The following is a 21548-nucleotide window of genomic DNA, read 5'->3' on the forward strand; positions in this document are numbered from 1 at the left end:
CTTCTCCCCTTGTGGGAGAAGGTGGCGCGAAGCGCCGGATGAGGGGTTATCTCCGCGAATCTCATCGTGGGATTTTCACGCGCGGATAGAGACCCCTCACCCGTCTCGCCGCTCCGCGGCGAGCCACCCTCTCCCACAAGGGGAGAGGGAAAGATCAGCGCTCGACGCGATACGCTTCCACCTGCTTCTTAAGCTCATTCAGCGACGCAAGCGGCGCGTTCGGATCGACGCGATATTCGCTGCTTCTCAGCCATTGCAGCACCATCGCGTCTACCTTCGGCGAATGGTGGATGACGTCGCTGTAATTATCCAGATCGTGAGTCACCGCCTTGATCGCGCGAAAGTCGTGCAGGCGAACATTGGGAAGCTGCGTCAGCCGCTCGGCGATGCGCGCGGTGAGACCGGTGACGATCTTCAGCGTCTCCGGTGACGCCTCGCGCATCGCGACGAATTGCAGGATCGAATAGGGCGGGAAGTAGATATCGAAGGTCACGTCGGGGTGGCGCGCGATCAAGTCGACGGCGTCGCGTTCGAAATGCCGCACCATGGCGTCGTAACTGTAGCCTTCGCCGAGGAAACGGCTGCGCACCGGGCTGGTGATATAGGCAAAGGCGGCAAGCGTCTTCTTCGCGTTGTAGTCGCGCGCAACGTCGAAATCTCGCGGCAGCGCGTAGATGTCGTCGACGTCGGCGAGCGCGAACTTGACGGGCAGATAGGGCGCCGCTCGCGTCAGCGGCTCCTGCAGCGGCGGAACCGAGCGCAGCAGCGCGAACAGGGATTCCTTGGCCATGGCGGCGCTGAACAGATAGGACGCGATGCCCTTTGCCGTCCCGCGATAGAGATCGACGGAGAGATAAGGATCGGTCTCGATGTCGGCGGCATCGACAAAGATAAAATCGTCCATCGCCCAGATCACGCGCTTGGCGCCACGGTCGATGGCCTGCTCCAGCACGAAACCCTGCTGGCGCGAATTGGAGCCGGTCATCGCCAGCTTGAGCGAGCGGGTGCCGAGCGCGCGATCGATGTCGCTCTGGCGGAAATGGATCGCGAGCGAGGTGCCCATGAAGGCGGTGTCGAACGACTGGCTGCGGATCAGCCCGGCATTCTGCACCCGCGTGTCGTCGGAATAGAAGGCCAGGCGCGAAGGGCGGAACAGTTGCAGGGGATCGACGGCATAGGTGAGCAAGGCCGCGCCCAGCACGCACGCAATGCCGGCGAGCAAGAGACGCTTCAATTGTGTGAACGCACCCTGCATCAGAACCGGAAATAGATGAATTCGCTGTGGCTCTGGATCCCCAGGATCCCGAACGCGAGCACCAGCGAGGCCCCATAGAGGAACAGCGGCCGCATCCGCCCTGCCCGCAAGGCTTCGCCGACCCTGCGGCCCGCGTGGTCGTATCCCATGATGCTCTGCGTGTTCGGCGCCAGCCAGACCAGCGCGGCGTAGATGGCGACCATCACCAGCGCCGCGATCTCCTCGCGGCCGAACACGATATTCGAGGGGTCGGCCATGGCGCGAAGGACGCGCAACGCCCATTCCACAGTCGCGGCACGGAAGAACACCCAGGCGACCACGACGGCGAGGAATGTCAGCGCAGCGCCCGCGATGCGAGACGGGCGTGCAAGCAGCGGCGGAGCTTTGGGCACCAAGGCATTGAAGGCGTGATTGACGCAGAGATACACCCCGTGCAGCGCGCCCCACACGACAAACGTCCAGGCCGCGCCGTGCCAGAGCCCGCCGAGCAGCATCGTGATCAGCAGATTGACGTAACGCAGCACGCGTCCCCTGCGGTTGCCGCCGAGCGCGATATAGAGATAGTCGCGCAGGAATTGCGACAGCGTCATGTGCCAGCGCCGCCAGAACTCGACGATGCTGGTCGCCTTGTAGGGCGAGTTGAAATTCACGGGCAGGAAGATGCCGAACATCAGCGAAATCCCGATCGCCATGTCGGAATAGCCGGAGAAATCGAAATAGAGCTGGAAGGTGTAGGCGAGCGCACCCAGCCAGGCCTGGTCGAAGCTCGGCGAGCGCGCCTCGAAGGCGAGCGCGACCAGCGGTTGGATGCCGTCGGCCAGGCAGGTCTTCTTGAACAGGCCGATGGCGAAGATGATGACGCCGCACAGCAAGAGATGGCCGTCCGGATGCTTCGTTTCCTCCCGCTCGAATTGCGGGATCATGTCCTTGTGGTGCAGGATGGGCCCCGCGATCAGATGCGGGAAATAGGTCACGAACAGCGCGTAATGCGGCAGCGCATAGGCCGCGACCTGGCCGCGATAGGCATCGACCAGGAACGCAATCTGCGTGAAGGTGTAGAAGGAGATGCCGACCGGCAGCAGGATGTGGATCGCGGCATGCGTGCCGAGCAGCGCGTTGACGTTCTCGGTGACGAAGCCGGCATATTTGAAGATGCCGAGCACGAGGAGATCGCCGGCGACGCCAAGCACGAGCGCCGCCTTGCGTTGCGACGACGTTAGCTTCGCCACGATCAGGAGATGACCGACGCCGTAGTTGAACGCGATCGACAGCAGCAGCAGGGCCACGAACTGCCAGTTGCCGATCGCGTAGAAGGCGAGCGAGGCCAGCGCCAGCCAGATCACCGGCGCGAGATTGCTGCGCCGCCCGAGCCAGAAATAGCCGGCCAGCACAATCGGCAGGAACAGCAGGATGAACGGGTAGGAATTGAACAGCATCAGGCTGGACCGGCGGCGGGGATATTGGTTCGTAAAGCATACAAGGGAGCGATCAACAACCCGGCGATCTCCAGCAGACGTGCTGGCAATTCGTGGAATCGGGACGATATAAGGGAACGCGCGAGCCCGCTCCCCGCAAGTGGGGCAAGGTGAAGCGCAGCGACGTCGGACACAAACGAGGACCGAGTGACCCAGGCCAAAACACCTTCGAAGCCCCCCGTCGCCCCGCGCCGGCCGCATTCCTTCACGCGGCACGGGATCACCGTGACCGACGACTATGCCTGGTTGAAGGACGACAAATGGCAGGAGGTGCTGCGCGATCCCACCGTGCTCGACCCCGATATCCGCAAACATCTCGACGAAGAGAACGTCTACACCGAGAGCCTGCTCGGCCATACGACGGGCTTGCAGAAGACGCTGGTGCGCGAGATGCGCGGGCGGATCAAGGAGGACGATTCCAGCGTGCCGTCGCCGGACGGGCCGTTCGCCTATTTCCGCAGGTTCCGCGAGGGCGGGCAGCACGAGCTATTCGGCCGCATGCCGCGCGATGGCGGCGAGGGCGAGGGCGAGATCGTGCTCGACGGCGACGCGCTCGCCAAGGGCCACAAATATTTCAAGTTCGGCGGCAGCCGGCACTCCTGGGATCACAAGATGCAGGCCTGGAGTGCGGACACCAACGGCTCGGAATATTTCTCCATCCGCGTCCGCGACTGGGCGAGCGGCAAGGACTTTGACGACCTCGTCGAGGAAACCGACGGCGGCGTGGTCTGGGCCGCGGATGCCAAATCCTTCTTCTACGTGAAGCTCGACGACAACCACCGCCCGATGCAGGTGTGGCGTCACAGGCTCGGCACCAAGCAGGCCGACGATACGCTGGTCTACGAGGAGCAGGATGCCGGCTGGTTCACCCATCTGCACGAGAGCACCAGCGGCCGCTTCTGCGTGATCGCGGGCGGCGACCACGAGACTTCGGAGCAGCGGCTGATCGATCTCGCCAATCCCGAGGCGCCGCCGCGCCTCGTCGCGGCGCGCGAAGAGGGCGTGCAATATTCGCTCGCCGACCGCGGCGACGAACTGTTCATCCTGACCAATGCGGATGATGCCATCGACTTCAAGATCGTCACGGCGCCGCTTGCCCGGCCCGAGCGCAAGAACTGGCGCGACCTGATTCCGTATCGGCCCGGCATCTACATCATCGACCTCGATCTCTATGCCGGTCATCTGGTGCGGCTGGAGCGCGCCAACGCGCTGCCGTCGATCGTGATCCGCGATCTCACGTCGAACGAGGAGCACGCCATCGCCTTCGACGAGGCCGCCTATTCGCTGGATACGATGGGCTCCTACGAATTCGAAACCACGAATCTGCGTTTCGCCTATTCGTCGATGACGACGCCGTCGGAGGTCTATGACTACGACATGGTCACGCGCACGCGCACCTTGCGCAAGCGCCAGGAGATTCCGTCTGGCCACGATGCGGCCGACTACGTCACCACGCGCATCATGGCGAAGGCGCATGACGGCGCCGAGGTACCGGTGTCGATCCTCCATCGCCGCGGGCTGAAGCTCGACGGCACGGCACCGCTGCTGCTCTACGGCTACGGCTCCTACGGCATGGCGATGCCGGCCTCGTTCAACGCCAACCGCCTGTCGCTGGTCGACCGCGGCTTCGTCTACGCCATCGCCCATATTCGCGGCGGGGCCGACAAGGGCTGGGGCTGGTATCTCGACGGCAAGCGCGAGAAGAAGACCAACTCGTTCGATGATTTCGCAGCCAGCGCGCGCGCGCTGATCTCAGCGAAATACACCAGCGCCAAGCGTATCGTCGGGCATGGCGGCTCGGCGGGCGGCATGCTGATGGGCGCGGTCGCCAACCGCGCCGGTGAATTGTTCGCCGGCATCGTCGCCGAGGTGCCGTTCGTCGACGTGCTCAACACCATGCTCGACGACACGCTGCCGCTGACGCCGCCGGAATGGCCGGAATGGGGCAACCCGATCGAGAGCGAGAACGATTTTCGAACGATCCTGTCCTACTCGCCCTACGACAATGTCGCGGCAAAAGAGTATCCGGCGATCCTGGCGATGGGCGGCTTGACCGATCCGCGCGTCACCTATTGGGAGCCCGCCAAATGGATCGCGCGCCTGCGCGCCACCATGAGCGGCGGCGGCCCGGTCCTGCTCCGCACCAACATGGGTGCCGGCCATGGCGGCGCCTCGGGGCGGTTCGACCGGCTCGACGAGGTCGCGATCGTCTATGCGTTCGCGCTGTGGGCGGCGGGGATGGCGGAGGCCGAGGTGTAGCCACACCCACCGCTGTCGTCCCCGCGAAGGCGGGGACCCATACCGCGTGATGTATCGGTAACGTACAGGTGGCAGTACCGACGAAGGCTTCTTGACTGCCAGTCTTCGCCAAACGTCTCCCTGTGGTTATGGGTCCCGGATCAGCGCTCCGCTTCGCTGCGCTTGTCCGGGACGACATCGAGCATGAGGCGCGCCTACCTCACACCGCCCCGTGCGCCTCGACATACAGCGCATACACCGAGTGGCTGCTCGCCATGTACAGCCGGTTGTTCTTCGGCCCGCCGAAGCAGAGATTGGCGCAGCGTTCGGGCAGCTTGATGAAGGCGAGCGGCTTGCCGTCCGGATTGAACACCATGACGCCGTCGAGGTCCTCGGGCCTCGCCTTGAGCTGAAACACCTTGCGGCCGCCGATGTCGCTCGGCTCGGATTGCAGCGCGCCGTTGGAGCCCCAGCCGCACCAGAGATTGCCGTCGCGATCGACGCGAAAGCCGTCGAGCGAGCCCTGGTCGGCGGCGTCGATCAGCTTGGTCTTGCCGCTGAGCGAACCGTCGTCGCCGACATTGTAGCTCCAGATGCTGCGGTTGGGCGTGCCCTTCCACTCCACGATGTAGAGCTTCTTCTCGTCCGGCGAGAAGGCGAGGCCGTTGGGATTGACGAGGTCGGTGAGCACGGCGCTGATCTTGCCGTCCTTGGCGATGCGGTAGACGTTGGTGGTGGCCTGCTCGGCCTTCTCCTTCTTGCCTTCCCACTCGCCGTTGATGCCGAACAGCGGATCGGTGAACCAGATGCTGTCGTCGGACTTCACCACGATGTCGTTCGGCGCGTTCAGGCGCTTGCCGTCGAACTTGTCGGCGAGCACGGTGATCTTGCCGTCCTTCTCGGTGCGGGTGATGCGGCGGGTGACGGAATGCTCGCAGGTGACGAGGCGGCCCTGGCGGTCACGCGCATTGCCGTTGGCGTAGTTGGCGTTGGCGCGGAACACGCTGGTCTGCCCGGTCTTCTCGTCGAACTTCATGATCCGGTTGTTGGGAATGTCCGAGAACAGCAGGTAGCCGCCTTCGGGGAAATAGGCCGGGCCTTCGGCCCAGCGGAAGCCGGTCGCGACCTGCTCCACCGTCGAGGAATAGAGCCGGTATTTGGCGAAGCTCGGATCGAGGATCTGGACCGCGGGATCGGGATAGCGCTGGTTCGGCGTGAACGGGAACGACTGCGCGCCGGCGGCGCGGGCGAGCAACGTGGAAGCGGCCACCGCACCAGCGCCGGCCATGAGGTTACGTCGCGTGAAGTTCATGGAAATCCTCCCTGCTTGTCAAAAGGCCGGCGCTTGATGCGGCCGGCCCGTTTCTCGACGCGATTTCGTTATGCCTTACCGGCCGTTCTTCTTCCGCCATTCCGCGAAATCGGTGAGCGTCTGCGGGTCGGTGGCGGGATAGAGACCGAAGATGCCGCGGCCCTTGCCGACCTCTTCCGTGACGAAATCCTCGAACGCCGTCATCTCGAAGGTCTCGTTGGCGATCTCGTCCGCGAGATGCGCGGGGATGACGATGACGCCGTCGGCATCGCCGAGGATGACGTCGCCCGGAAACACCGGCGCATCGCCGCAGCCGATGGGCACGTTGATCTCGATCGCCTGGTGCAGCGTCAGGTTGGTCGGCACGCTCGGGCGGTGGTGATAGGCGGGAATGCCGAGCCTGGCGATCTCCGCGGAATCGCGAAAGCCGCCGTCGGTGACGACGCCGGCGACGCCGCGCTTCATCAGGCGCGTCACCAGGATCGCGCCGGCGGACGCCGCGCGCGCGTCCTTGCGGCTGTCCATCACCAGCACCGCGCCCGGCGGGCAATCTTCCACCGCCTTGCGCTGCGGATGCGAGCGGTCCTTGAAGACCTCGATCGTGTTGAGGTCCTCGCGCGCCGGCATGTAGCGCAATGTGAAGGCTTCGCCGACCATGGTCGGCTGGTCCGCACCGACCGGATGCACGTCCTGGATCATCTGGATGCGCAGGCCGCGCTTGAACAGCGCGGTGGCGACGGTCGCGGTGGAGACGGATTTGAGCTTGGTGCGGGTGGCTTCGCTGAGTTTTGTCATTGTTACGCTCTCTCTGTCGTCATTCCGGGGCGCGCGTAGCGCGAACCCGGAATGACGGGGTCATCAATAGATCGAAGGCTCGCCGATCGGCGCGCCGAAATCGGTCTCGAGGAAGTCGAAGTCGCAGCCGTCATTGGCCTGCTTGATGTGTTTTGTGAACATCCAGCCATAGCCGCGCTCGAAGCGGCGCTCGGGCTGCTTCCAGGCGGCGCGGCGTTTTGCGAGCTCGGCTTCGGGGACGTCGAGATTGATGGTGCGCGCGGCCACGTCGAGCGTGATGCGATCGCCGTTCTGCACCAGCGCCAGCGGGCCGCCGATGTAGGATTCCGGCGAGACGTGCAGGATGCAGGCGCCGTAGCTGGTCCCGCTCATGCGCGCATCAGAGATGCGCACCATGTCGCGCACGCCCTGCTTCACCAGCTTTGTCGGAATCGGCAGCATGCCCCATTCCGGCATGCCCGGCCCGCCCTGCGGCCCGGCATTGCGCAGGATGAGGATGTGATCTTCGGTGACGTCGAGGTTGGGATCGTCGACCGCCTTCTTCATCGAAGGATAATCGTCGAACACCAGCGCTGGTCCCGTGTGCTTGAGGAAGCGCGGCGCGCATGCGCTCGGCTTGATGACGCAGCCATCGGGCGCGAGATTGCCCTTGAGCACCGCGAGGGCGCCCTCCTTGTAGATGGGATTGTCGACGCCGCGGATCACGTCGGCATTGTGCACCTCGGCGCCTTCGATGTTCTCAGCCACCGTCTTGCCTGTCACGGTGATGCAGTCGAGATGCAGATGCGGCTTGATCTGGCCCATCAGCGCCGGCAGGCCGCCGGCGTAGAAGAAGTCCTCCATCAGATAGGCATCGCCGCTGGGACGGACGTTGGCGATCACAGGCACCTTGCGGCTGGCGATCTCGAAATCGTCGAGGCCGATGTCCTGGCCGGCGCGGCGGGCCTGGGCGATCAGGTGGATGATGGCGTTGGTCGAGCAGCCCATCGCCATCGCCACCGCGATCGCGTTCTCGAAGGCTTTTCGGGTCTGAATCGTCTTCGGCGTCAGATCCTCCCACACCATCTCGACGATGCGGCGGCCGCATTCACTGGCCATGCGGATGTGATTGGCATCGGCGGCGGGGATCGAGGAAGCGCCGGGCAGCGTCATGCCGATCGCCTCCGCGATCGCGGTCATGGTCGAGGCGGTGCCCATGGTCATGCAGGTGCCGTAGCTGCGGGCGATGCCGGCCTCGATGTCGAGCCAGTCCTTGTCGGAGATCTTTCCGGCGCGGCGCTCGTCCCAATATTTCCAGCCGTCCGACCCGGAGCCGAGCGTCTTGCCCTTCCAATTGCCGCGCAGCATGGGGCCTGCCGGCAGGTAGATCGCCGGGATGTTCATCGAGGTCGCGCCCAGCAGCAGCGCCGGCGTGGTCTTGTCGCAGCCGCCCATCAGCACGACGCCGTCGACCGGATGGCTCCGCAGCAGCTCCTCCGCGTCCATCGCCAGTAGATTGCGATAGAGCATGGTGGTCGGCTTGAGCAGCGATTCCGACAGCGACAGCGCGGGCAGCTCCAGCGGGAGGCCGCCGGCCATCAGGATGCCGCGCTTGACGTCGTCGACGCGCGACTTGAAGTGCATGTGGCAGGGCTGCGCGTCCGACCAGGTGTTGAGGATCGCGATGATGGGGCGGTCCTTCCACTCCTCGGGCGCATAGCCCATCTGCATGGTGCGGGAGCGATGGCCGAACGAGCGGAGATCGTCGGGCGCGAACCATCGCGCGCTGCGGAGCTGGTCGGGTGTTTTTTTCTTGGTCATGATTGGGTGCCCCATTTCTGCACGGTGTTCCGCTCGATGGCGCGGAAGATCAGGTTCTCGACAAAGAGCCCGATGATGATCACCGTCAAGAGGCCCGCGAACACTGCGGGTATGTCGAGCAGGTTGCGGTTCTCGAAGATGAACCAGCCGAGCCCGCCCTGGCCCGAGGACACGCCGAACACCAGCTCCGCCGCGATCAGCGTGCGCCAGGCGAAGGCCCAGCCGATCTTGAGGCCTGTCAGGATCGAGCCGAAGGCGGCCGGGATGAGAATCTTGGCGACATAGGGCAAGCCGCGCAGGCCGTAATTGCGCCCGACCATGCGCAGCGTGTTGGACACGCTCTTGAAACCGGAATGGGTGTTGAGCGCGACCGGCCACAGCACGGAGTGGATCAGCACGAAGACCAGGCTGCCATTACCGAGGCCGAACCAGATCAAGGCGAGCGGCAGCAGCGCGATCGCCGGCAGCGGATTGAACATCGCGGTCACCGTCTCGAGAAAATCGGTGCCGATCCGGGTGGAGATGGCGAGGATGGTGAAGATCGCGGCCAGCACGATGCCGGCCGAATAGCCCATGAACAGCACCTTCAGCGACGCCCAGGCCCGCATCGGAATGGTGCCATCCTTGACGCGATCGAACAGCGTGATGGCGGTGTCATGCAGCGTCGGGAACAACAGCGGATTGTCGAGAGTGACGCCGTAGGCTTCCCAGATCGCCGCCAGGAACAGGATGATGACGGTCTTGCGGACGAAGCCGTCGTTCCAGAGCAGTTCAGGCACGCTCAGCTTGCGCTCGACCTCGCCGGCAGCCGAAGCGGCGGCCGGCTCTGCGCGCAGCAATATCTTGGCTTCGCCCATCAGAGGCTCCTCAATGCGCGGTGGCTTCGCCGGCGAACAGGAGATCGTGGATCTCCTTCTCCAGCCGGCCGGCGCTGCCGTCTTCGCTTCCGACCTTGTCGACATCGACCACCTCGGCCTTGACGCGGCCGGGATGCGGCGACAGCAAGAGGATGCGATTGCCGATGCGGATCGCTTCCGCGATCGAATGGGTCACGAACAGCACCGTGAACTTGGTCTCGCTCCAGAGCTGGAGCAGCTCGTCCTGGCAGGTCCGGCGCGTCAGCGCGTCGAGCGCCGCGAACGGCTCGTCCATCAGGAGGATATCGGGCTCCATCGCCATGCCGCGCGCGATCGCAACGCGCTGCTTCATGCCGCCCGACAGCGTGTGCGGAAAGGCATCGACCACGCGGGTCAACCCGACCTTCTCGATATAGGCTCGCGCCTTCGCTTCCGCATCCTTGCGCGAGAGCTTGCGCGCGGTCAGCAGCGGGAACATGACGTTGGCGAGCACGCTCTTCCAGGGCAGCAGCTGGTCGAACTCCTGGAAGATCATCATGCGATCGGCGCCGGGACCGTGGATCTCGCGGTCATTGATCGTCATGCGGCCCTCGCTCGGCGTCATGTAGCCGCCGACCGCCTTGAGCAGCGTGGACTTGCCGCAGCCGGAGGGACCGAGCAGCACGAAGCGGTCGGACTTGTCGACCTTAAAGCTCACCCTCTCCGTGGCGGTGACGACGGCGCTTGAGGTCTTGTAGCGCAGCGTCACCCCACTGACGTCGAGCAGCGCCATCAGTTGCCCTTCAGATCGTGCGCGACGGGGAGATAATAGTCCGTCCAGGCCTTGGGCTGGTTCTTCAGCGTGCCGGTCTTGAACAGATGGGCCGCGAATTTCATCGTGCCCTGCGGCTCCAGATTCCACTCCATCATGCCGGGCTCTTTCAGAAGATCGAGCAGCTCCTCGACCGAGGTCTTGTCGCCGGTGATCTCCTTGTAGATCTCGACCGCCTGTTTGGTATCGCTGCGGATCAGGTCCTGCGCTTCCTTGGTGGCGTCGCGCACGGCCTGGATGATCTTCGGATTGGCGTCGGCGAACTTCGTGGTGGTGAAGAACTGCGCCTGGCTGAGCGGGCCGCCCATCACGTCGGGCGACGACAGCACGATATGCGCGCCCGGCACGTTCTTCAGCTCCAGGAAGGTGAAGGGCGGGATCGAGAAGTGGTTGTGCACCTCGTGCTTGGGATTGGACAGCGCCGCATAGGCGTCGGGATGGCCGAGCTGCACGGTGTTGGCGTCGAGCTTGGACCATTGATCGGCGCCGAAGGCTTCGGCGGCCGCGATCTGCAGCACGATCGCCTGCGTGGACACCTTCACCGTCGGCACCGCGATCTTGTCGCTGGGGCCGAAGTCCTTGATCGACTTGATGTTGGCGTCGCGGCTGATCAGCGTCATCGGCTGCGCCGAGGTCGCGACGATGCCCTTCACGCCACCGCGGGTGCGGTCCCACAGCAGCAGCAGATTGCCGGTGCCGGTGTTGAGGATGTCGACGCCGCCCGCGAGCAGCGCATCGGTCTGCGCACCGCCGCCGGAGAAAGTGATCCATTTGGTGGTGACGCCGGAGACACCGAGCGAAGCCGCGTGCTTCTCGATCAGCTTCAGCTTCTCCCTGATGTGGCTCGGCATGTAGAAGATGCCGGGCTGGCGCGACAGCGCGATCTCGGACTTCTGCTGCGCACGCGCCGGCGAAGCCGCCAGCACGGTCGCGACGATCAGGGCGATGGCGGCAACGCCACGCTGAAAGGGCTTGATCATAATTGTTCGTTTCCTCCGGGCGCCATTGACGAGCGGCCTCGCTGATGCACTAATGCATTAGTGCATCAAAGGCAAGCCCGCCGGAGCCCTTCGCATGGAAACCGCCCATCCCGCGCCCCGCGCGACCGCCCGCCGCGGGCCGCGGCTGGACCGGGCGCGGCAGGCCGCACCGCAGGTGTTCGAGCGGCTGCGCAACGCCATTCTCGCGCTCGAACTCCCCCCGGGCGCGCCGCTGTCGCGCACCGATCTCGCCGCGCAATTCGGCGTCAGCTCGACGCCGATCCGCGATGCCCTGATGCGGCTGGAAGAGGAAGGGCTGGTCGACGTGTTTCCGCAGCACGCCACCGTGGTCAGCCGGGTCGATGTCGGCCGGGCCGAGCAGGCGCATTTCCTGCGCCAGGCGCTCGAGCTCGAAATCGTCCGGCTGCTCGCCGAGCAGCACGACCAGGCCCTGGTCCTCCGCCTCGACCACGCGATCGCGCTTCAGCAGCAATTCGCCAAGGCCGGCGATTTCGCGAGCTTCATCGCCGCCGACAATGATTTTCACGCGCAGCTTTATGCCGCAGCCGGCAAGCAGGAGCTGTGGACGCTGGTGCGCAGAAGCAGCGGCCATATCGACCGGCTGCGCAGGCTGCATCTGCCCTCACCCGGCAAGGCCCAGAACATCGTCCGTCACCACAAACTGATTACCCGTGCGATCGAGGCCGGCGACCCCGATGCCGCGCAGCAGCATCTGCGCAAGCACCTGTCGGGCACGCTGAGCGAGCTCGACAAGATCCGAAGCCATTATCCGGAATATCTGACGGATTAGAGCGATGTGACGGGGGCTAGCGCCACGAGGAAAGGCGCACTCCCTCTCCCGCTTGCGGGAGAGGTGAACGAGCCCGCGCCGATCGTTTCATCGTTGCACGCGCTTGAACCGCATTCCTTCGGAACTGACGCCGATTCTGACCGGCCGCCTTCATTCAGTGAAATCTCACTCCCGTGCAACTACGGCGAGAAAAATGGTTCTTGCCGCCCTACGGCTGGGATAAGGTGCGGCGGCGCCATGTGCACGGAACCATGCATAATGACGGCATCTTGCCGAGACCGGACCAAGCGGCCGCGCGCACTTCGCGAAGTGCTTGCAGGCTGGGCGGAATCCGCGCAACAATTTCGTCTTTGATGGTTTGATTTGCGGCCGGTAGGAACGTCCTGTCCGGCCCGGAGGAATTTAGACGTGGCCAACATCCTGATCGTGGATGACGACCCGGCCGTTCAACTCACGATCCGGCTGCTCCTGGAGAGGGCCGGTCATCACGTCACCGTCGCCGGCGATGGCCGCAAGGGACTTGCGCTGTTCGAGGCGAGCCGGTTCGATCTGCTGTTTCTCGATATCTTCATGCCTGGCATGGATGGGCTGGAGACGATGCGTCACATCCGGGCGTTGGCTCCGGCCATTCCGATCATCGTCATTTCCGGCCGCTCGATCACGCCGGATGCCTATGCGGAGCCGGACTTCCTAAAGATGGCGACCAAGCTCGGCGCGGTGGCAAGCCTGCAGAAGCCATTCAGGCCCGCGGCACTGCTCGCCGCGGTCGATGGCTGCCTGAAGGCGGGCGAGCCGGAGGGGTCCGATGTCAGCTCCGGCCGCCGATAACGAGGGCTCCACGGCTTCAGGCCAGATCGGCCGCGATCATCCCGGAAATGCCGCTACGAGCATCCCCATGACGCTCGCCACGCGGCTGGCCATCGCCATGATCCTGCTGGTGGCGGTCACCGTGGCCGCGGTCGGCTGGCTGGGCTATCGCAACACCAGCCAAGCCGTCATTCCGCGGGTGCTGGAGCGGGTCGAGGCCCAGTCACGGCTGCTCGCGACCAATCTTGAGTCATACGTCGCCGGCGTGCGCGGCGATCTGATCGGCTATCACGCCGCCGCGGCCATCCAGGGCCTGATCCGTGCCCATATCGGCGGCGGAGTTGACCCTACTGACGGTGTCTCCGAGCAAACCTGGCGCGAGCGTATCGCGACACGGTTGGCGGCCGAGATCGACGCGAAGCCCATCTACGGGCAGTTTCGAATCATCGGCGTTGATAACGATCAGCTCGAGCTGGTTCGCGTCGATCGCTCCGGCCCGAACGGAGCCGCGCGGATCGTCGCCGACAGTGAGCTCGAGCGAAAGGGCGATCGAGCCTACTTCCAGGAGGCGATCCGACTCGGGCCTGGCGAGATCTATATTTCGGCCGTCGAGCTCGCCACGCGGCAGGGGGGAACCACGGCCCCTCACGTTCCGACCCTGCGGGCGGCGATGCCGCTCTTCGCGCCGGGCGGCAAGCCGTTCGGCATCATCGTCACCAATGTCGACATGCGCCCGGCGCTCGACCAGGTCCGATCGACCGCGAGTTCGGGAGGAGACATCTACCTCGTGAACGCGCGCGGCGACTATCTCGTCCACCCCGATCGCGCGCGCGAATTCGGCACATTGCGTGATCGTCCCGACGATTGGCGCAACGACTTTCCCTATTTCGCGGCTCTGGCGGGCACACGGGAAGGATCTACGCGGCTCATGACCGATGGGTCGGGCAAGCCAAGCGGCGCGGCCATCGCCCCTGCGCTGCTGGTTGGCAAGGAATGGGTCGCGATCATCGAAACGATTCCCGCGCCTGTGTTTGGCGTGGTCCCGGCAGCGATTCAAAAGACGTCCCTGCTGGTCGGCTTCCTGGCCGTGCTCGCGGCAGCTTCGCTTGCGGTGGTCCTGTCACGTTCGCTGACGCGGCCGATCGGTCGCCTGACCGCGGCCGTGGAGGCGATTGGCCGCGGCCGTCACGCCGACATTCCCGTCGACGCCAGCGGCGAGACCGGTGTGCTGGCACGCGCCTTCGCCCGGATGGTCGAGGAGACGCGGGCGAAAACGGCCGCGCTCGAGCGCGAGATCGAGGAGCATCGCCGCACCGAGGAAGCGCGAAGCCATCATGCGGCGCGCGAGCATTTGTTCAGCGCCGCCGTCGAATCCTCCGACGACGCGATCGTGATGCAATCGCTCGATGCCATCATCACGGGCTGGAATCCCGCGGCCGAACGCCTCTATGGCTATTCGGCGAGCGAGGCGATCGGGAAATCCACCGCGATCATCGTTCCGCCCGACCGCCGTAACCATGGCAAAGACTATCTGGCACGGATCGCGCGGGGCGAGCCGATCGAGCGGTTCGAGACGGTGCGCCTGCGCAAGGACGGCACGCCGGTCGAGATTTCGCTCAGCCTGTCGCCGATCAGGGGGACTTCGGGCGAGATCATCGGCGCCTCCGGGACCGCGCACAGCCTCACCGAGGCGCGGCGGGCCGAGCGGCAGCTGCAGCAGCAGATCGAGGAGCGCCGGCAGATCTTCGAGACCTCGCAGGATCTCATCATGATCATGGATGCGCGGGGCCATATCGCGCAGATCAGTCCGAGCAGCGAGACCATTCTCGGCTACCGGCCGGATCAGATGATCGGCCGCAGCGGCGCCGACTTCATTCATCCCGATCATCTGGAGCAATCGCGCGAGGACATGCGCGCGCTGCGGCGCGGCGAGCGCCCCAAGCTCGGCGACACGCGCTGCTTCCACCGCAATGGGCACGAGGTCTGGCTGTCGTGGCTGGGCAGCTGGTCCGAGCAGGCGCATCGCTTCTTCTTCGTCGGGCGCGACATGACGGAAGCGCGGCTCGCGCAGGAATCGCTGCGCGAGAGCGAGCGGCTCGCCCGCAATATCGTCGAGACCTCGCTCGACGCCTTCATCCAGACCGACGAGACCAGCAGCATCCTGAACTGGAACTCGCAGGCCGAGCAGCTGTTCGGCTGGCGACGCGACGAGGTGCTCGGCAAGAGCACGATCGACCTCATCGTCGCCGAGAGCGAACGCGACAGGGTCAGGGCCGGCCTGAAGCAGTTCCTGGAGAACGAGGACGGCAGGACGCTGAACCGCCGCCGCGAGCTGATGTGCCGCCGCCGCGACGGCAAGGAATTCAGGGCCGAGGTCAGCGTCACCGCGCTGAAGCGCCGCGAGGGCCTGCTGTTCAACGTGTTCTATCGCGATCTCACCGACAAGATCGCGGCCGACGAGCGCATCCGGCACGCCGAGAAGATGGAGGCGATCGGCCAGCTCACCGGTGGCGTGGCGCACGATTTCAACAACATCCTCACCGTCATCACCGGCACGATCGAGATCCTCGCGGAGGCCGTCGAGAAGGAGCCGGAGCTCGCCGCCATCACCAAGATGATCGACGAGGCGGCTGCGCGCGGCGCCGACCTGACCCAGCACCTGCTCGCCTTCGCGCGCAAGCAGCCGCTCCAGCCGCGCGAGATCGACATCAACTCGCTGGTCGTCGACACCGCGAAGCTGTTGCGGCCGACGCTGGGCGAGCAGATCCAGATCGAATCGGTGTTCGAGGACGAGAATTGCGTCGCGATCGTCGATCCCAACCAGCTCACCACCGCGATCCTCAACCTCGCGCTCAACGCGCGCGACGCCATGCCCGGCGGCGGCAAGCTGATCGTGGAGACCGGCGCCGCCTATCTCGACGAGGTCTATGCCAGCGTCAACGACATCCGCCCCGGCCATTACGTGCTGATTGCCGTGAGCGATACCGGCAGCGGAATCCCTGCGAACATCCTGACCAGGGTGTTCGACCCCTTCTTCACCTCGAAGGGACCGGGCAAGGGCACCGGGCTCGGGCTTTCGATGGTCTACGGCTTCATCAAGCAGTCCGCCGGCCACATCAAGATCTACAGCGAGGAAGGCCACGGCACCACGATCAAGATGTATCTGCCCCCCGGCAAGACGCCGACGGCGGCCGGCGAGGGCGTGACGCCGGCGACGATCGAGGGCGGACACGAGACGATCTTGGTGGTCGAGGACGACCGGCTGGTGCGCGACTACGTGCTGGCGCAGCTGCATTCGCTGGGTTACGTCACCTTGCAGGCCGCGAACGCCGCAGAGGCGCTCGCGATCGTCGCCGCCGGAAAGCCGTTCGACCTTCTGTTCACCGACGTCATCATGCCCGGCAAGATGAACGGACGGCAGCTCGCCGACGAGCTCCTGAAGACGCGCCCGGATCTCAGGGTGGTTTACACGTCAGGCTATACCGAAAATGCGATCATCCATCACGGCCGGCTGGATTCCGGCGTGATGCTGCTGGCCAAGCCTTATCGCAAATCGGATCTGGCGCGGATCATCCGCAAGGCGCTGGGAGCCTGAAACGCGTAGCCCGGATGGAGCGAAGCGCAATCCGGGGCCGTCTTGCCGCACGCGCGAGCCCCGGATTTCGCTGCGCTCCATCCGGGCACGCAAGGTCGCTGACAGAGCTCTCGTAGGGTGGAGGCGCACTTGCGCCGTGCCCACGATCTCTCTCTACATCGTCTAACGCTACGACGCGCGCTGCGCCGCGGTCATCACGATGCGGATCAGATCGGCGGCGTTGCGCGCGCCGAGCTTCTTCATGATGTTGGCGCGGTGATCCTCGATGGTGCGCGGGCTGATGCCGAGCGTGCGGCCGGCTTCCTTGTTGGACGCGCCGGAAGCAAACTGCTCGAGCACCTCGCGCTCCCTGCGCGTCAGCGGCTCGCGTCCGGGGAAATGCAGCGAGCCGAATTTCGGCGAAGCGCTCTCCGCCTGCCTGCGTGCATAAGCGCCGATCGCCTCGTCGAGCCGGCCGACGATCTCGCTGCCGCGGAACGGCTTCTCGATGAAGTCGAGCGCGCCGCTCTTGATCGCGCCCACCGCCATCGCGATGTCGCCCTGTCCGGAGATCATGAAGATCGGCGCCGGATAGTCCTCGCCCTGCAGCTCCTTGAGAATGTCGAGGCCCGACTTTCCGGGAATGTTCACGTCGAGCAGGATCGCAGCAGGCGTACGGTTTCGCGCGACGGAGAGCAGCGCTGCGCCGTCCGCAAAACAGATCACCTCATAGCCCGCCGCCTTCAACACCATCGACAGGGTGTCGCGAACGGCAGGGTCGTCGTCGACTACGAAGATTTCACCGCGAGAGCTTTGTTCGGCCATGTGCCACATCCGGTTGGCATGAAGGACTCGCGTCCGCCCCAACCGTTTATGGCGTTCGGCGCGGATTCGGCCCACCCGTATTTGTACGGGACATGGACTTAACGCACAAGTAGCGGCAGGGTGCCTAATTGCGGGGTACGGAGAATATCCATGCTAAATTTCGCCGGCACACCCCCGCTCGTCGCGATGGCTGAAACCGACAGCCGTCAGTTGATCGCCGCCGATCTTCGCGCCCTGATCACACGGATCGAGAGCAGCATGCGCCTGATCGACGCAGCCATGATGGAAGCCCGCGTATTGGAAACGGGCGGCGATCCGGCCGGTTCCGCCGACATTTTCGTGCTCGACGACGTCACGCCGCGCTATGCGACGGCGAGCGCCGCCCTCAACGCCTGTCGGGCGGGCCTTGGCCACGCCCTGCAATGTCTGTCGGAATCCGGCACGCCGGGATAGCGCGCGATCGGCACGGCGCCGGCCGCATGCCATCGCATGGCAGCTCCGCGAACCCTAGGCGCGGTGCCGTTCCACGATCGCGTCGGTGGCGACACCACCCCAGGTGTGGATCGCGGGAAGGCCCATCGCGGTCTTGCCGAGATTGGCGAGGCTGATGCGCAGGGCCGCAAGGTCGAGCGGTTTCGGCAGGCTCTGCAGCTCGATCCCGACGGACCGGGCGAAGCTGCGGGCGGCGCTGCGGCGCTTGCCGTCCATGCCGCTGATGACGATCACGGCACCGCCGAACTTCGCAGCCGCCATCTCGCGCAGCACGTCGATGCCGTCGCCGTCCTCCAGCACGAGATCCAGCGTCACGCAATCGAAGCGGGCGGCGCGTAGCTTCTCGATCGCATCCGCCACGGACGGCGCAACGGTAACCTCGTGGCCGGCCTGTTTGGCGGCGACCGTGATCAGGCTGCGCTGCGTGGCATCGTCGTCGACCACCAGAAGCTGAAGCGGACGCCGCTCAGTGCCGTCGGCCAGGTTTGACGTGATGGGCGAAAGAGAACTTCTGGGCATTTCCGTATCCTGAGATTGAGACCGTCAATGGATACAATGTTCGCGCTGAAGCCACGTAAAGCCGCGCTCGCGAATTCGTTTTGATATCTTCAGAAAATGTGAAGCAAGAGATCGGAAAGGACGGCAATGGACGCGGCGGATCACGCCGCGGCGTCATGTCCGCCGGCCGCCCCGCGCTTCTTCCTGTTCTTGCCGCGCAGGAACTGGATGTCCATTTCTGCGCCGTTGACGCGGACCAGTTCGCAGCGGCGATAGGCAAGTCCGGTGGACGACAGCAGCAGGAAGAACTCTTTCAGGTTCAACCCCTGGATCGAGCCTTCCACCGTGAGAACGGCGTCGGTGTCGGAGATCGCGTTGAGCTTGCAGTCGCGGCGCCAGGTGCCGTCGATGGCCATGATGCAGACATCATAGCCACGACTGAAAGTCACGCGTTCCGTACCCTTGCCATCCTCGGCCATGTCTATCGCCCTGCCATGACCGCCAGGCGCGGCGCCGCGCCGGCGAGAGCCGGCTTGGCGGCAGCAGTGCGCGGATCGTTCGGCTTGTAGAGGCCGCGCCGCTCCGGAATCGGGCGGAACGTATCGGTCAGGCCGACCACGGTTTCGGCCGCGCCCAGCACCAGGAAGCCGTCGGGCTCGATCTGGCGCGCCAGCCGGTTGAAGATGTTGATCTTGGTGTCCTGGTCGAAATAGATCAGCACGTTGCGGCAGAAGATGACGTCGAACGTGCCGAGCTGCGAGAAGTCGTGCAGCAAATTGAGCTGGCGATGCTGGATCATCGCCCGCAATTCGGGATTGACCTGCCAGGTCTCGCCGGTCTGCTTGAAATATTTGACCAGCATCTGGATCGGCAGGCCGCGCTGCACCTCGAACTGGCTGTAGATTCCGGCCTTGGCCTTCTCCAGCACCTCCTGCGACAGATCGGTCGCGATGATCTCGATGCGCCAGCCGGTGAGGGCCGCGCCCATCTCCTTCAGGCACATCGCCAGCGAATAGGGCTCCTGCCCGGTCGAGCCGGCGGCGCACCAGATGCGCACGCTGCGTCTGGCGGCACGCGCCTTGATGACCTCCGGCATGATGGTGTCGCGGAAATGATCGAACGGGACCTTGTCGCGGAAGAAGAAGGTCTCGTTGGTGGTCATGGCTTCGACCACGTCGGTGATCAGCTGACGCGCGCCGCCTTGCAGCTTCTGCACGAGCTCGGGAATGCCGGAGAGGCCCGCCTTGCGGGCGAGCGGCAGCAGCCGGCTTTCGATCAGATATTGCTTGTCTGCGGACAGGTCGAGCCCGGAATTGTCCTTCAGGAACTTACGCAGGTACTCATACTCGGTCGGGGTCACTGGTAGCCTCTTCGAAGCTGTACTGGAACACTCTGGCCAAAATGCGCGGGCCAGACTCACTCAGACCATGGCTTGTCCGACCGGGAGCAAGCCGACCTCAGCAAACTTGTCGGCGATGATGTCTTTGTCGAAGGGCTTCATGATGTACTCGTTGGCGCCGCCGCTGAGCGCCTGGGCAATATGAGCCACATTGTTCTCGGTGGTGCAGAACACCACCTTGGGCTGGTCGCCGCCGGGCAGGCGGCGCATATGGCCCATGAACTCGAAACCGTCCATCACGGGCATGTTCCAGTCGAGCAGCACCGCATCGGGCAGCTGCCGCTGGCAGATCTCGAGCGCCTTCGAGCCGTCCTCGGCCTCGGTCACTTGGAATTCCAGGCCCTCCAGGATCCGACGCGCGATCTTGCGCACCACGCTGGAATCGTCGACCACCAAGCAGGTTTTCATTTTGGTTCTCCGGCTCCGATGTTTCGTTGGCTCACGCGGCCATTTGCACTTTGGTTTCGAGGTCGAGGACGCGATCGACGTCGAGGACGACCATGAGCTGACCGTCGAGGCGGTGGACGCCGCCGGCGAGCTTGGCCATGCGGGGATCGAGGTTGACGGGGTTCTCTTCCATGCCGGCCTCGGGCAGGCGGAGCACCTCGCCGATCTGGTCGATCAGCAGGCCATAGGATTCGCCGCGCAGGTCGACGCCGACCGCCATCGGCACCTTGCCGTCCTCGGGCTGCGGCAGGCCGAGACGGGCGCGCATGTCGACCACGGTGACGATCCGGCCGCGCAGGTTCAGCACGCCCGCGATCTCGCGCGAGGACAAGGGCACGCGGGTGACGCGCTCGGGCATGAACACGTCCTGGACGCGGGAGATCGGCAGGCCGAACAGCTGGCCGCCGATCATCGCGGTGACGTATTCGACCATGGCGCCTTCGGCGGACTGGGTCTTGTTGGTGGCCATAAGCGTATCTCCTGATCCCGTTGGTTACGCCGCCGCCCGGCTCAGCTCGGAGGCGCCGGCGGCGCCCGCGGTCTGCTCCTTCAGCGCCGCGATCAGACCGGGACGGTCGAACTTGGCGACATAGTCGTGGAAGCCGGCCTGACGGCCGCGCTCGATCGCCGCCGGCGACACCAGCGCGGAGAGGCCGATGATCGGCATCGAGCCGAGATTGTTGTCCGAGCGGATCACCTCGGCGAACTCGAACCCGTTCATGTCGGGCATCTCGATGTCGGTCAGCACCACGTCGAAGCTCTGCGCGCGCAGGGCCGCCAGGCCCTCCTGCGCGGTCGGCGCGGTGCGGACGCGGTAGCCGGCGGCTTTCAGGACCGGGGCCAGCATGTTGCGGAAGAACGCAGAGTCGTCGACCAAGAGCACCGACTGCGAGTGCAGCGACGGCTTCATCTCCTTGCGGGTGAACCAGTCGGAGAACGCCATGGGCAGGAAGTGGCCGACGTCGATCACCTCGGTGGCCAGGCCCTTGATCACGGCCGAACCGAGGATGCCGGAGGAGGAGCCGCCGACCTCGATGTTGAGGCGTTCCTCGACGATGTCGATGATCTCGTCGACGACGAGACCCATGGAGCGACCGTCGTCGGCGAACACCAGGATCGGCTGGGCGCCCTGGCTTGCGATGGTGACGCCGTCCATGGCGACGAGCGGCATC

General features: G+C 64.9%; 20 protein-coding genes. 5 read left to right on the top strand and 15 right to left on the bottom strand.

All coding sequences use genetic code 11. The features are described from left to right. Positions 1-154 precede the first annotated feature (154 nt). Together RPS27_RS19945 and RPS27_RS19950 are read right to left on the bottom strand one after the other, a co-directional pair. On the bottom strand, positions 155-1255 hold the full coding sequence (locus RPS27_RS19945) for a hypothetical protein (protein WP_212069083.1): 1101 nt from the start codon (positions 1253-1255) through the stop codon (positions 155-157). Then, complete coding sequence (locus tag RPS27_RS19950) at positions 1255-2691, bottom strand: MBOAT family O-acyltransferase (protein ID WP_212069084.1); 1437 nt, start codon at positions 2689-2691, stop codon at positions 1255-1257. Before RPS27_RS19950 ends, RPS27_RS19945 begins: the two co-directional genes overlap by 1 nt. Positions 2692-2877: 186 nt before the next feature. On the opposite strand from RPS27_RS19950, the gene RPS27_RS19955 reads away from it, so the two are divergent. Then, positions 2878-4989: a S9 family peptidase gene (locus RPS27_RS19955; RefSeq protein ID WP_212069085.1), complete on the top strand. Its 2112-nt coding sequence runs from the start codon at positions 2878-2880 to the stop codon at positions 4987-4989. Between the two features lie 199 nt (positions 4990-5188). On the opposite strand, the gene RPS27_RS19960 is transcribed toward RPS27_RS19955, so the two are convergent. From RPS27_RS19960 to RPS27_RS19985, 6 genes are all read right to left on the bottom strand, one after another. Beyond that, positions 5189-6280: an SMP-30/gluconolactonase/LRE family protein gene (locus RPS27_RS19960; protein WP_212069086.1), complete on the bottom strand. Its 1092-nt coding sequence runs from the start codon at positions 6278-6280 to the stop codon at positions 5189-5191. Between the two features lie 75 nt (positions 6281-6355). Continuing rightward, positions 6356-7075 (bottom strand): ribonuclease activity regulator RraA, encoded by a 720-nt coding sequence (locus RPS27_RS19965; RefSeq protein WP_212069087.1) that lies wholly within the window; start codon positions 7073-7075, stop codon positions 6356-6358. A 63-nt stretch (positions 7076-7138) separates the two neighbouring features. Beyond that, complete coding sequence (araD, locus tag RPS27_RS19970) at positions 7139-8875, bottom strand: L-arabinonate dehydratase (RefSeq protein WP_211420071.1); 1737 nt, start codon at positions 8873-8875, stop codon at positions 7139-7141. Continuing rightward, positions 8872-9732, bottom strand: a complete 861-nt coding sequence (locus RPS27_RS19975; RefSeq protein WP_212069088.1) for an ABC transporter permease — start codon at positions 9730-9732, stop codon at positions 8872-8874. The genes araD and RPS27_RS19975 overlap by 4 nt, the downstream gene beginning before the upstream one ends. Positions 9733-9742: 10 nt before the next feature. After that, positions 9743-10504: an ABC transporter ATP-binding protein gene (locus RPS27_RS19980; RefSeq protein ID WP_313754202.1), complete on the bottom strand. Its 762-nt coding sequence runs from the start codon at positions 10502-10504 to the stop codon at positions 9743-9745. Then, positions 10504-11523: an ABC transporter substrate-binding protein gene (locus RPS27_RS19985; RefSeq protein ID WP_212069090.1), complete on the bottom strand. Its 1020-nt coding sequence runs from the start codon at positions 11521-11523 to the stop codon at positions 10504-10506. Before RPS27_RS19985 ends, RPS27_RS19980 begins: the two co-directional genes overlap by 1 nt. A 94-nt stretch (positions 11524-11617) precedes the next feature. Here RPS27_RS19985 and RPS27_RS19990 point away from each other — a divergent pair, with 94 nt between their 5' ends. The 3 genes from RPS27_RS19990 (at position 11618) to RPS27_RS20000 (ending at position 16736) form a co-directional block, all read left to right on the top strand. Continuing rightward, complete coding sequence (locus RPS27_RS19990) at positions 11618-12334, top strand: GntR family transcriptional regulator (protein ID WP_194405494.1); 717 nt, start codon at positions 11618-11620, stop codon at positions 12332-12334. Between the two features lie 408 nt (positions 12335-12742). Next, entirely contained in the window at positions 12743-13162 is a 420-nt protein-coding gene (locus RPS27_RS19995) for a response regulator (protein ID WP_194405493.1), read from the top strand. Continuing rightward, the gene (locus tag RPS27_RS20000) at positions 13140-16736 is read left to right on the top strand and encodes a PAS domain S-box protein (protein WP_212069091.1); all 3597 of its coding nucleotides are present in this window, start codon (positions 13140-13142) and stop codon (positions 16734-16736) included. Before RPS27_RS19995 ends, RPS27_RS20000 begins: the two co-directional genes overlap by 23 nt. 168 nt (positions 16737-16904) lie before the next feature. On the opposite strand, the gene RPS27_RS20005 is transcribed toward RPS27_RS20000, so the two are convergent. After that, positions 16905-17540 (bottom strand): response regulator transcription factor, encoded by a 636-nt coding sequence (locus RPS27_RS20005; RefSeq protein WP_211420065.1) that lies wholly within the window; start codon positions 17538-17540, stop codon positions 16905-16907. 150 nt (positions 17541-17690) lie between these two features. Between RPS27_RS20005 and RPS27_RS20010 the strand changes: the two genes are divergently transcribed. Continuing rightward, positions 17691-17993: a hypothetical protein gene (locus RPS27_RS20010; protein WP_212069092.1), complete on the top strand. Its 303-nt coding sequence runs from the start codon at positions 17691-17693 to the stop codon at positions 17991-17993. 54 nt (positions 17994-18047) lie between these two features. Here RPS27_RS20010 and RPS27_RS20015 read toward each other — a convergent pair whose 3' ends face one another. The 6 genes from RPS27_RS20015 to RPS27_RS20040 all read right to left on the bottom strand — a co-directional run. Further along, positions 18048-18551, bottom strand: a complete 504-nt coding sequence (locus tag RPS27_RS20015) for a response regulator (protein WP_194405489.1) — start codon at positions 18549-18551, stop codon at positions 18048-18050. A 140-nt stretch (positions 18552-18691) separates the two neighbouring features. Continuing rightward, positions 18692-19009 carry a PilZ domain-containing protein gene (locus tag RPS27_RS20020; RefSeq protein WP_211420063.1) on the bottom strand — a complete coding sequence of 106 codons (318 nt, stop codon included), beginning with the start codon at positions 19007-19009 and terminating at the stop codon, positions 18692-18694. A gap of 2 nt (positions 19010-19011) precedes the next feature. Then, the gene (locus RPS27_RS20025) at positions 19012-19890 is read right to left on the bottom strand and encodes a CheR family methyltransferase (RefSeq protein WP_194405487.1); all 879 of its coding nucleotides are present in this window, start codon (positions 19888-19890) and stop codon (positions 19012-19014) included. 60 nt (positions 19891-19950) lie between these two features. Next, positions 19951-20337 carry a response regulator gene (locus tag RPS27_RS20030; protein WP_194405486.1) on the bottom strand — a complete coding sequence of 129 codons (387 nt, stop codon included), beginning with the start codon at positions 20335-20337 and terminating at the stop codon, positions 19951-19953. A 31-nt stretch (positions 20338-20368) separates the two neighbouring features. Then, complete coding sequence (locus RPS27_RS20035; protein WP_194405485.1) at positions 20369-20845, bottom strand: chemotaxis protein CheW; 477 nt, start codon at positions 20843-20845, stop codon at positions 20369-20371. Between the two features lie 24 nt (positions 20846-20869). Further along, the coding region (locus tag RPS27_RS20040) for a response regulator (RefSeq protein ID WP_313754203.1) at positions 20870-21548 on the bottom strand (679 nt) is incomplete at its 5' end.

The sequence above is a fragment of the Bradyrhizobium sp. WYCCWR 12699 genome (assembly GCF_032144035.1).
Lineage (GTDB): Bacteria > Pseudomonadota > Alphaproteobacteria > Rhizobiales > Xanthobacteraceae > Bradyrhizobium.

What these genes read in the sequence shown, in the direction of transcription:
- RPS27_RS19950 (WP_212069084.1), bottom strand. Translation starts at nt 2,691, where the DNA reads ATGCTGTTCAATTCCTACCCGTTCATCCTGCTGTTCCTGCCGATTGTG.
- RPS27_RS19985 (WP_212069090.1), bottom strand. Translation starts at nt 11,523, where the DNA reads ATGATCAAGCCCTTTCAGCGTGGCGTTGCCGCCATCGCCCTGATCGTC.
- RPS27_RS20010 (WP_212069092.1), top strand. Translation starts at nt 17,691, where the DNA reads ATGCTAAATTTCGCCGGCACACCCCCGCTCGTCGCGATGGCTGAAACC.
- araD (WP_211420071.1), bottom strand. Translation starts at nt 8,875, where the DNA reads ATGACCAAGAAAAAAACACCCGACCAGCTCCGCAGCGCGCGATGGTTC.
- RPS27_RS20020 (WP_211420063.1), bottom strand. Translation starts at nt 19,009, where the DNA reads ATGGCCGAGGATGGCAAGGGTACGGAACGCGTGACTTTCAGTCGTGGC.
- RPS27_RS20000 (WP_212069091.1), top strand. Translation starts at nt 13,140, where the DNA reads ATGTCAGCTCCGGCCGCCGATAACGAGGGCTCCACGGCTTCAGGCCAG.
- RPS27_RS20015 (WP_194405489.1), bottom strand. Translation starts at nt 18,551, where the DNA reads ATGCCCAGAAGTTCTCTTTCGCCCATCACGTCAAACCTGGCCGACGGC.
- RPS27_RS19975 (WP_212069088.1), bottom strand. Translation starts at nt 9,732, where the DNA reads ATGGGCGAAGCCAAGATATTGCTGCGCGCAGAGCCGGCCGCCGCTTCG.
- RPS27_RS20035 (WP_194405485.1), bottom strand. Translation starts at nt 20,845, where the DNA reads ATGGCCACCAACAAGACCCAGTCCGCCGAAGGCGCCATGGTCGAATAC.
- RPS27_RS19990 (WP_194405494.1), top strand. Translation starts at nt 11,618, where the DNA reads ATGGAAACCGCCCATCCCGCGCCCCGCGCGACCGCCCGCCGCGGGCCG.
- RPS27_RS20005 (WP_211420065.1), bottom strand. Translation starts at nt 17,540, where the DNA reads ATGGCCGAACAAAGCTCTCGCGGTGAAATCTTCGTAGTCGACGACGAC.
- RPS27_RS19945 (WP_212069083.1), bottom strand. Translation starts at nt 1,255, where the DNA reads ATGCAGGGTGCGTTCACACAATTGAAGCGTCTCTTGCTCGCCGGCATT.
- RPS27_RS19980 (WP_313754202.1), bottom strand. Translation starts at nt 10,504, where the DNA reads ATGGCGCTGCTCGACGTCAGTGGGGTGACGCTGCGCTACAAGACCTCA.
- RPS27_RS19965 (WP_212069087.1), bottom strand. Translation starts at nt 7,075, where the DNA reads ATGACAAAACTCAGCGAAGCCACCCGCACCAAGCTCAAATCCGTCTCC.
- RPS27_RS19960 (WP_212069086.1), bottom strand. Translation starts at nt 6,280, where the DNA reads ATGAACTTCACGCGACGTAACCTCATGGCCGGCGCTGGTGCGGTGGCC.
- RPS27_RS20030 (WP_194405486.1), bottom strand. Translation starts at nt 20,337, where the DNA reads ATGAAAACCTGCTTGGTGGTCGACGATTCCAGCGTGGTGCGCAAGATC.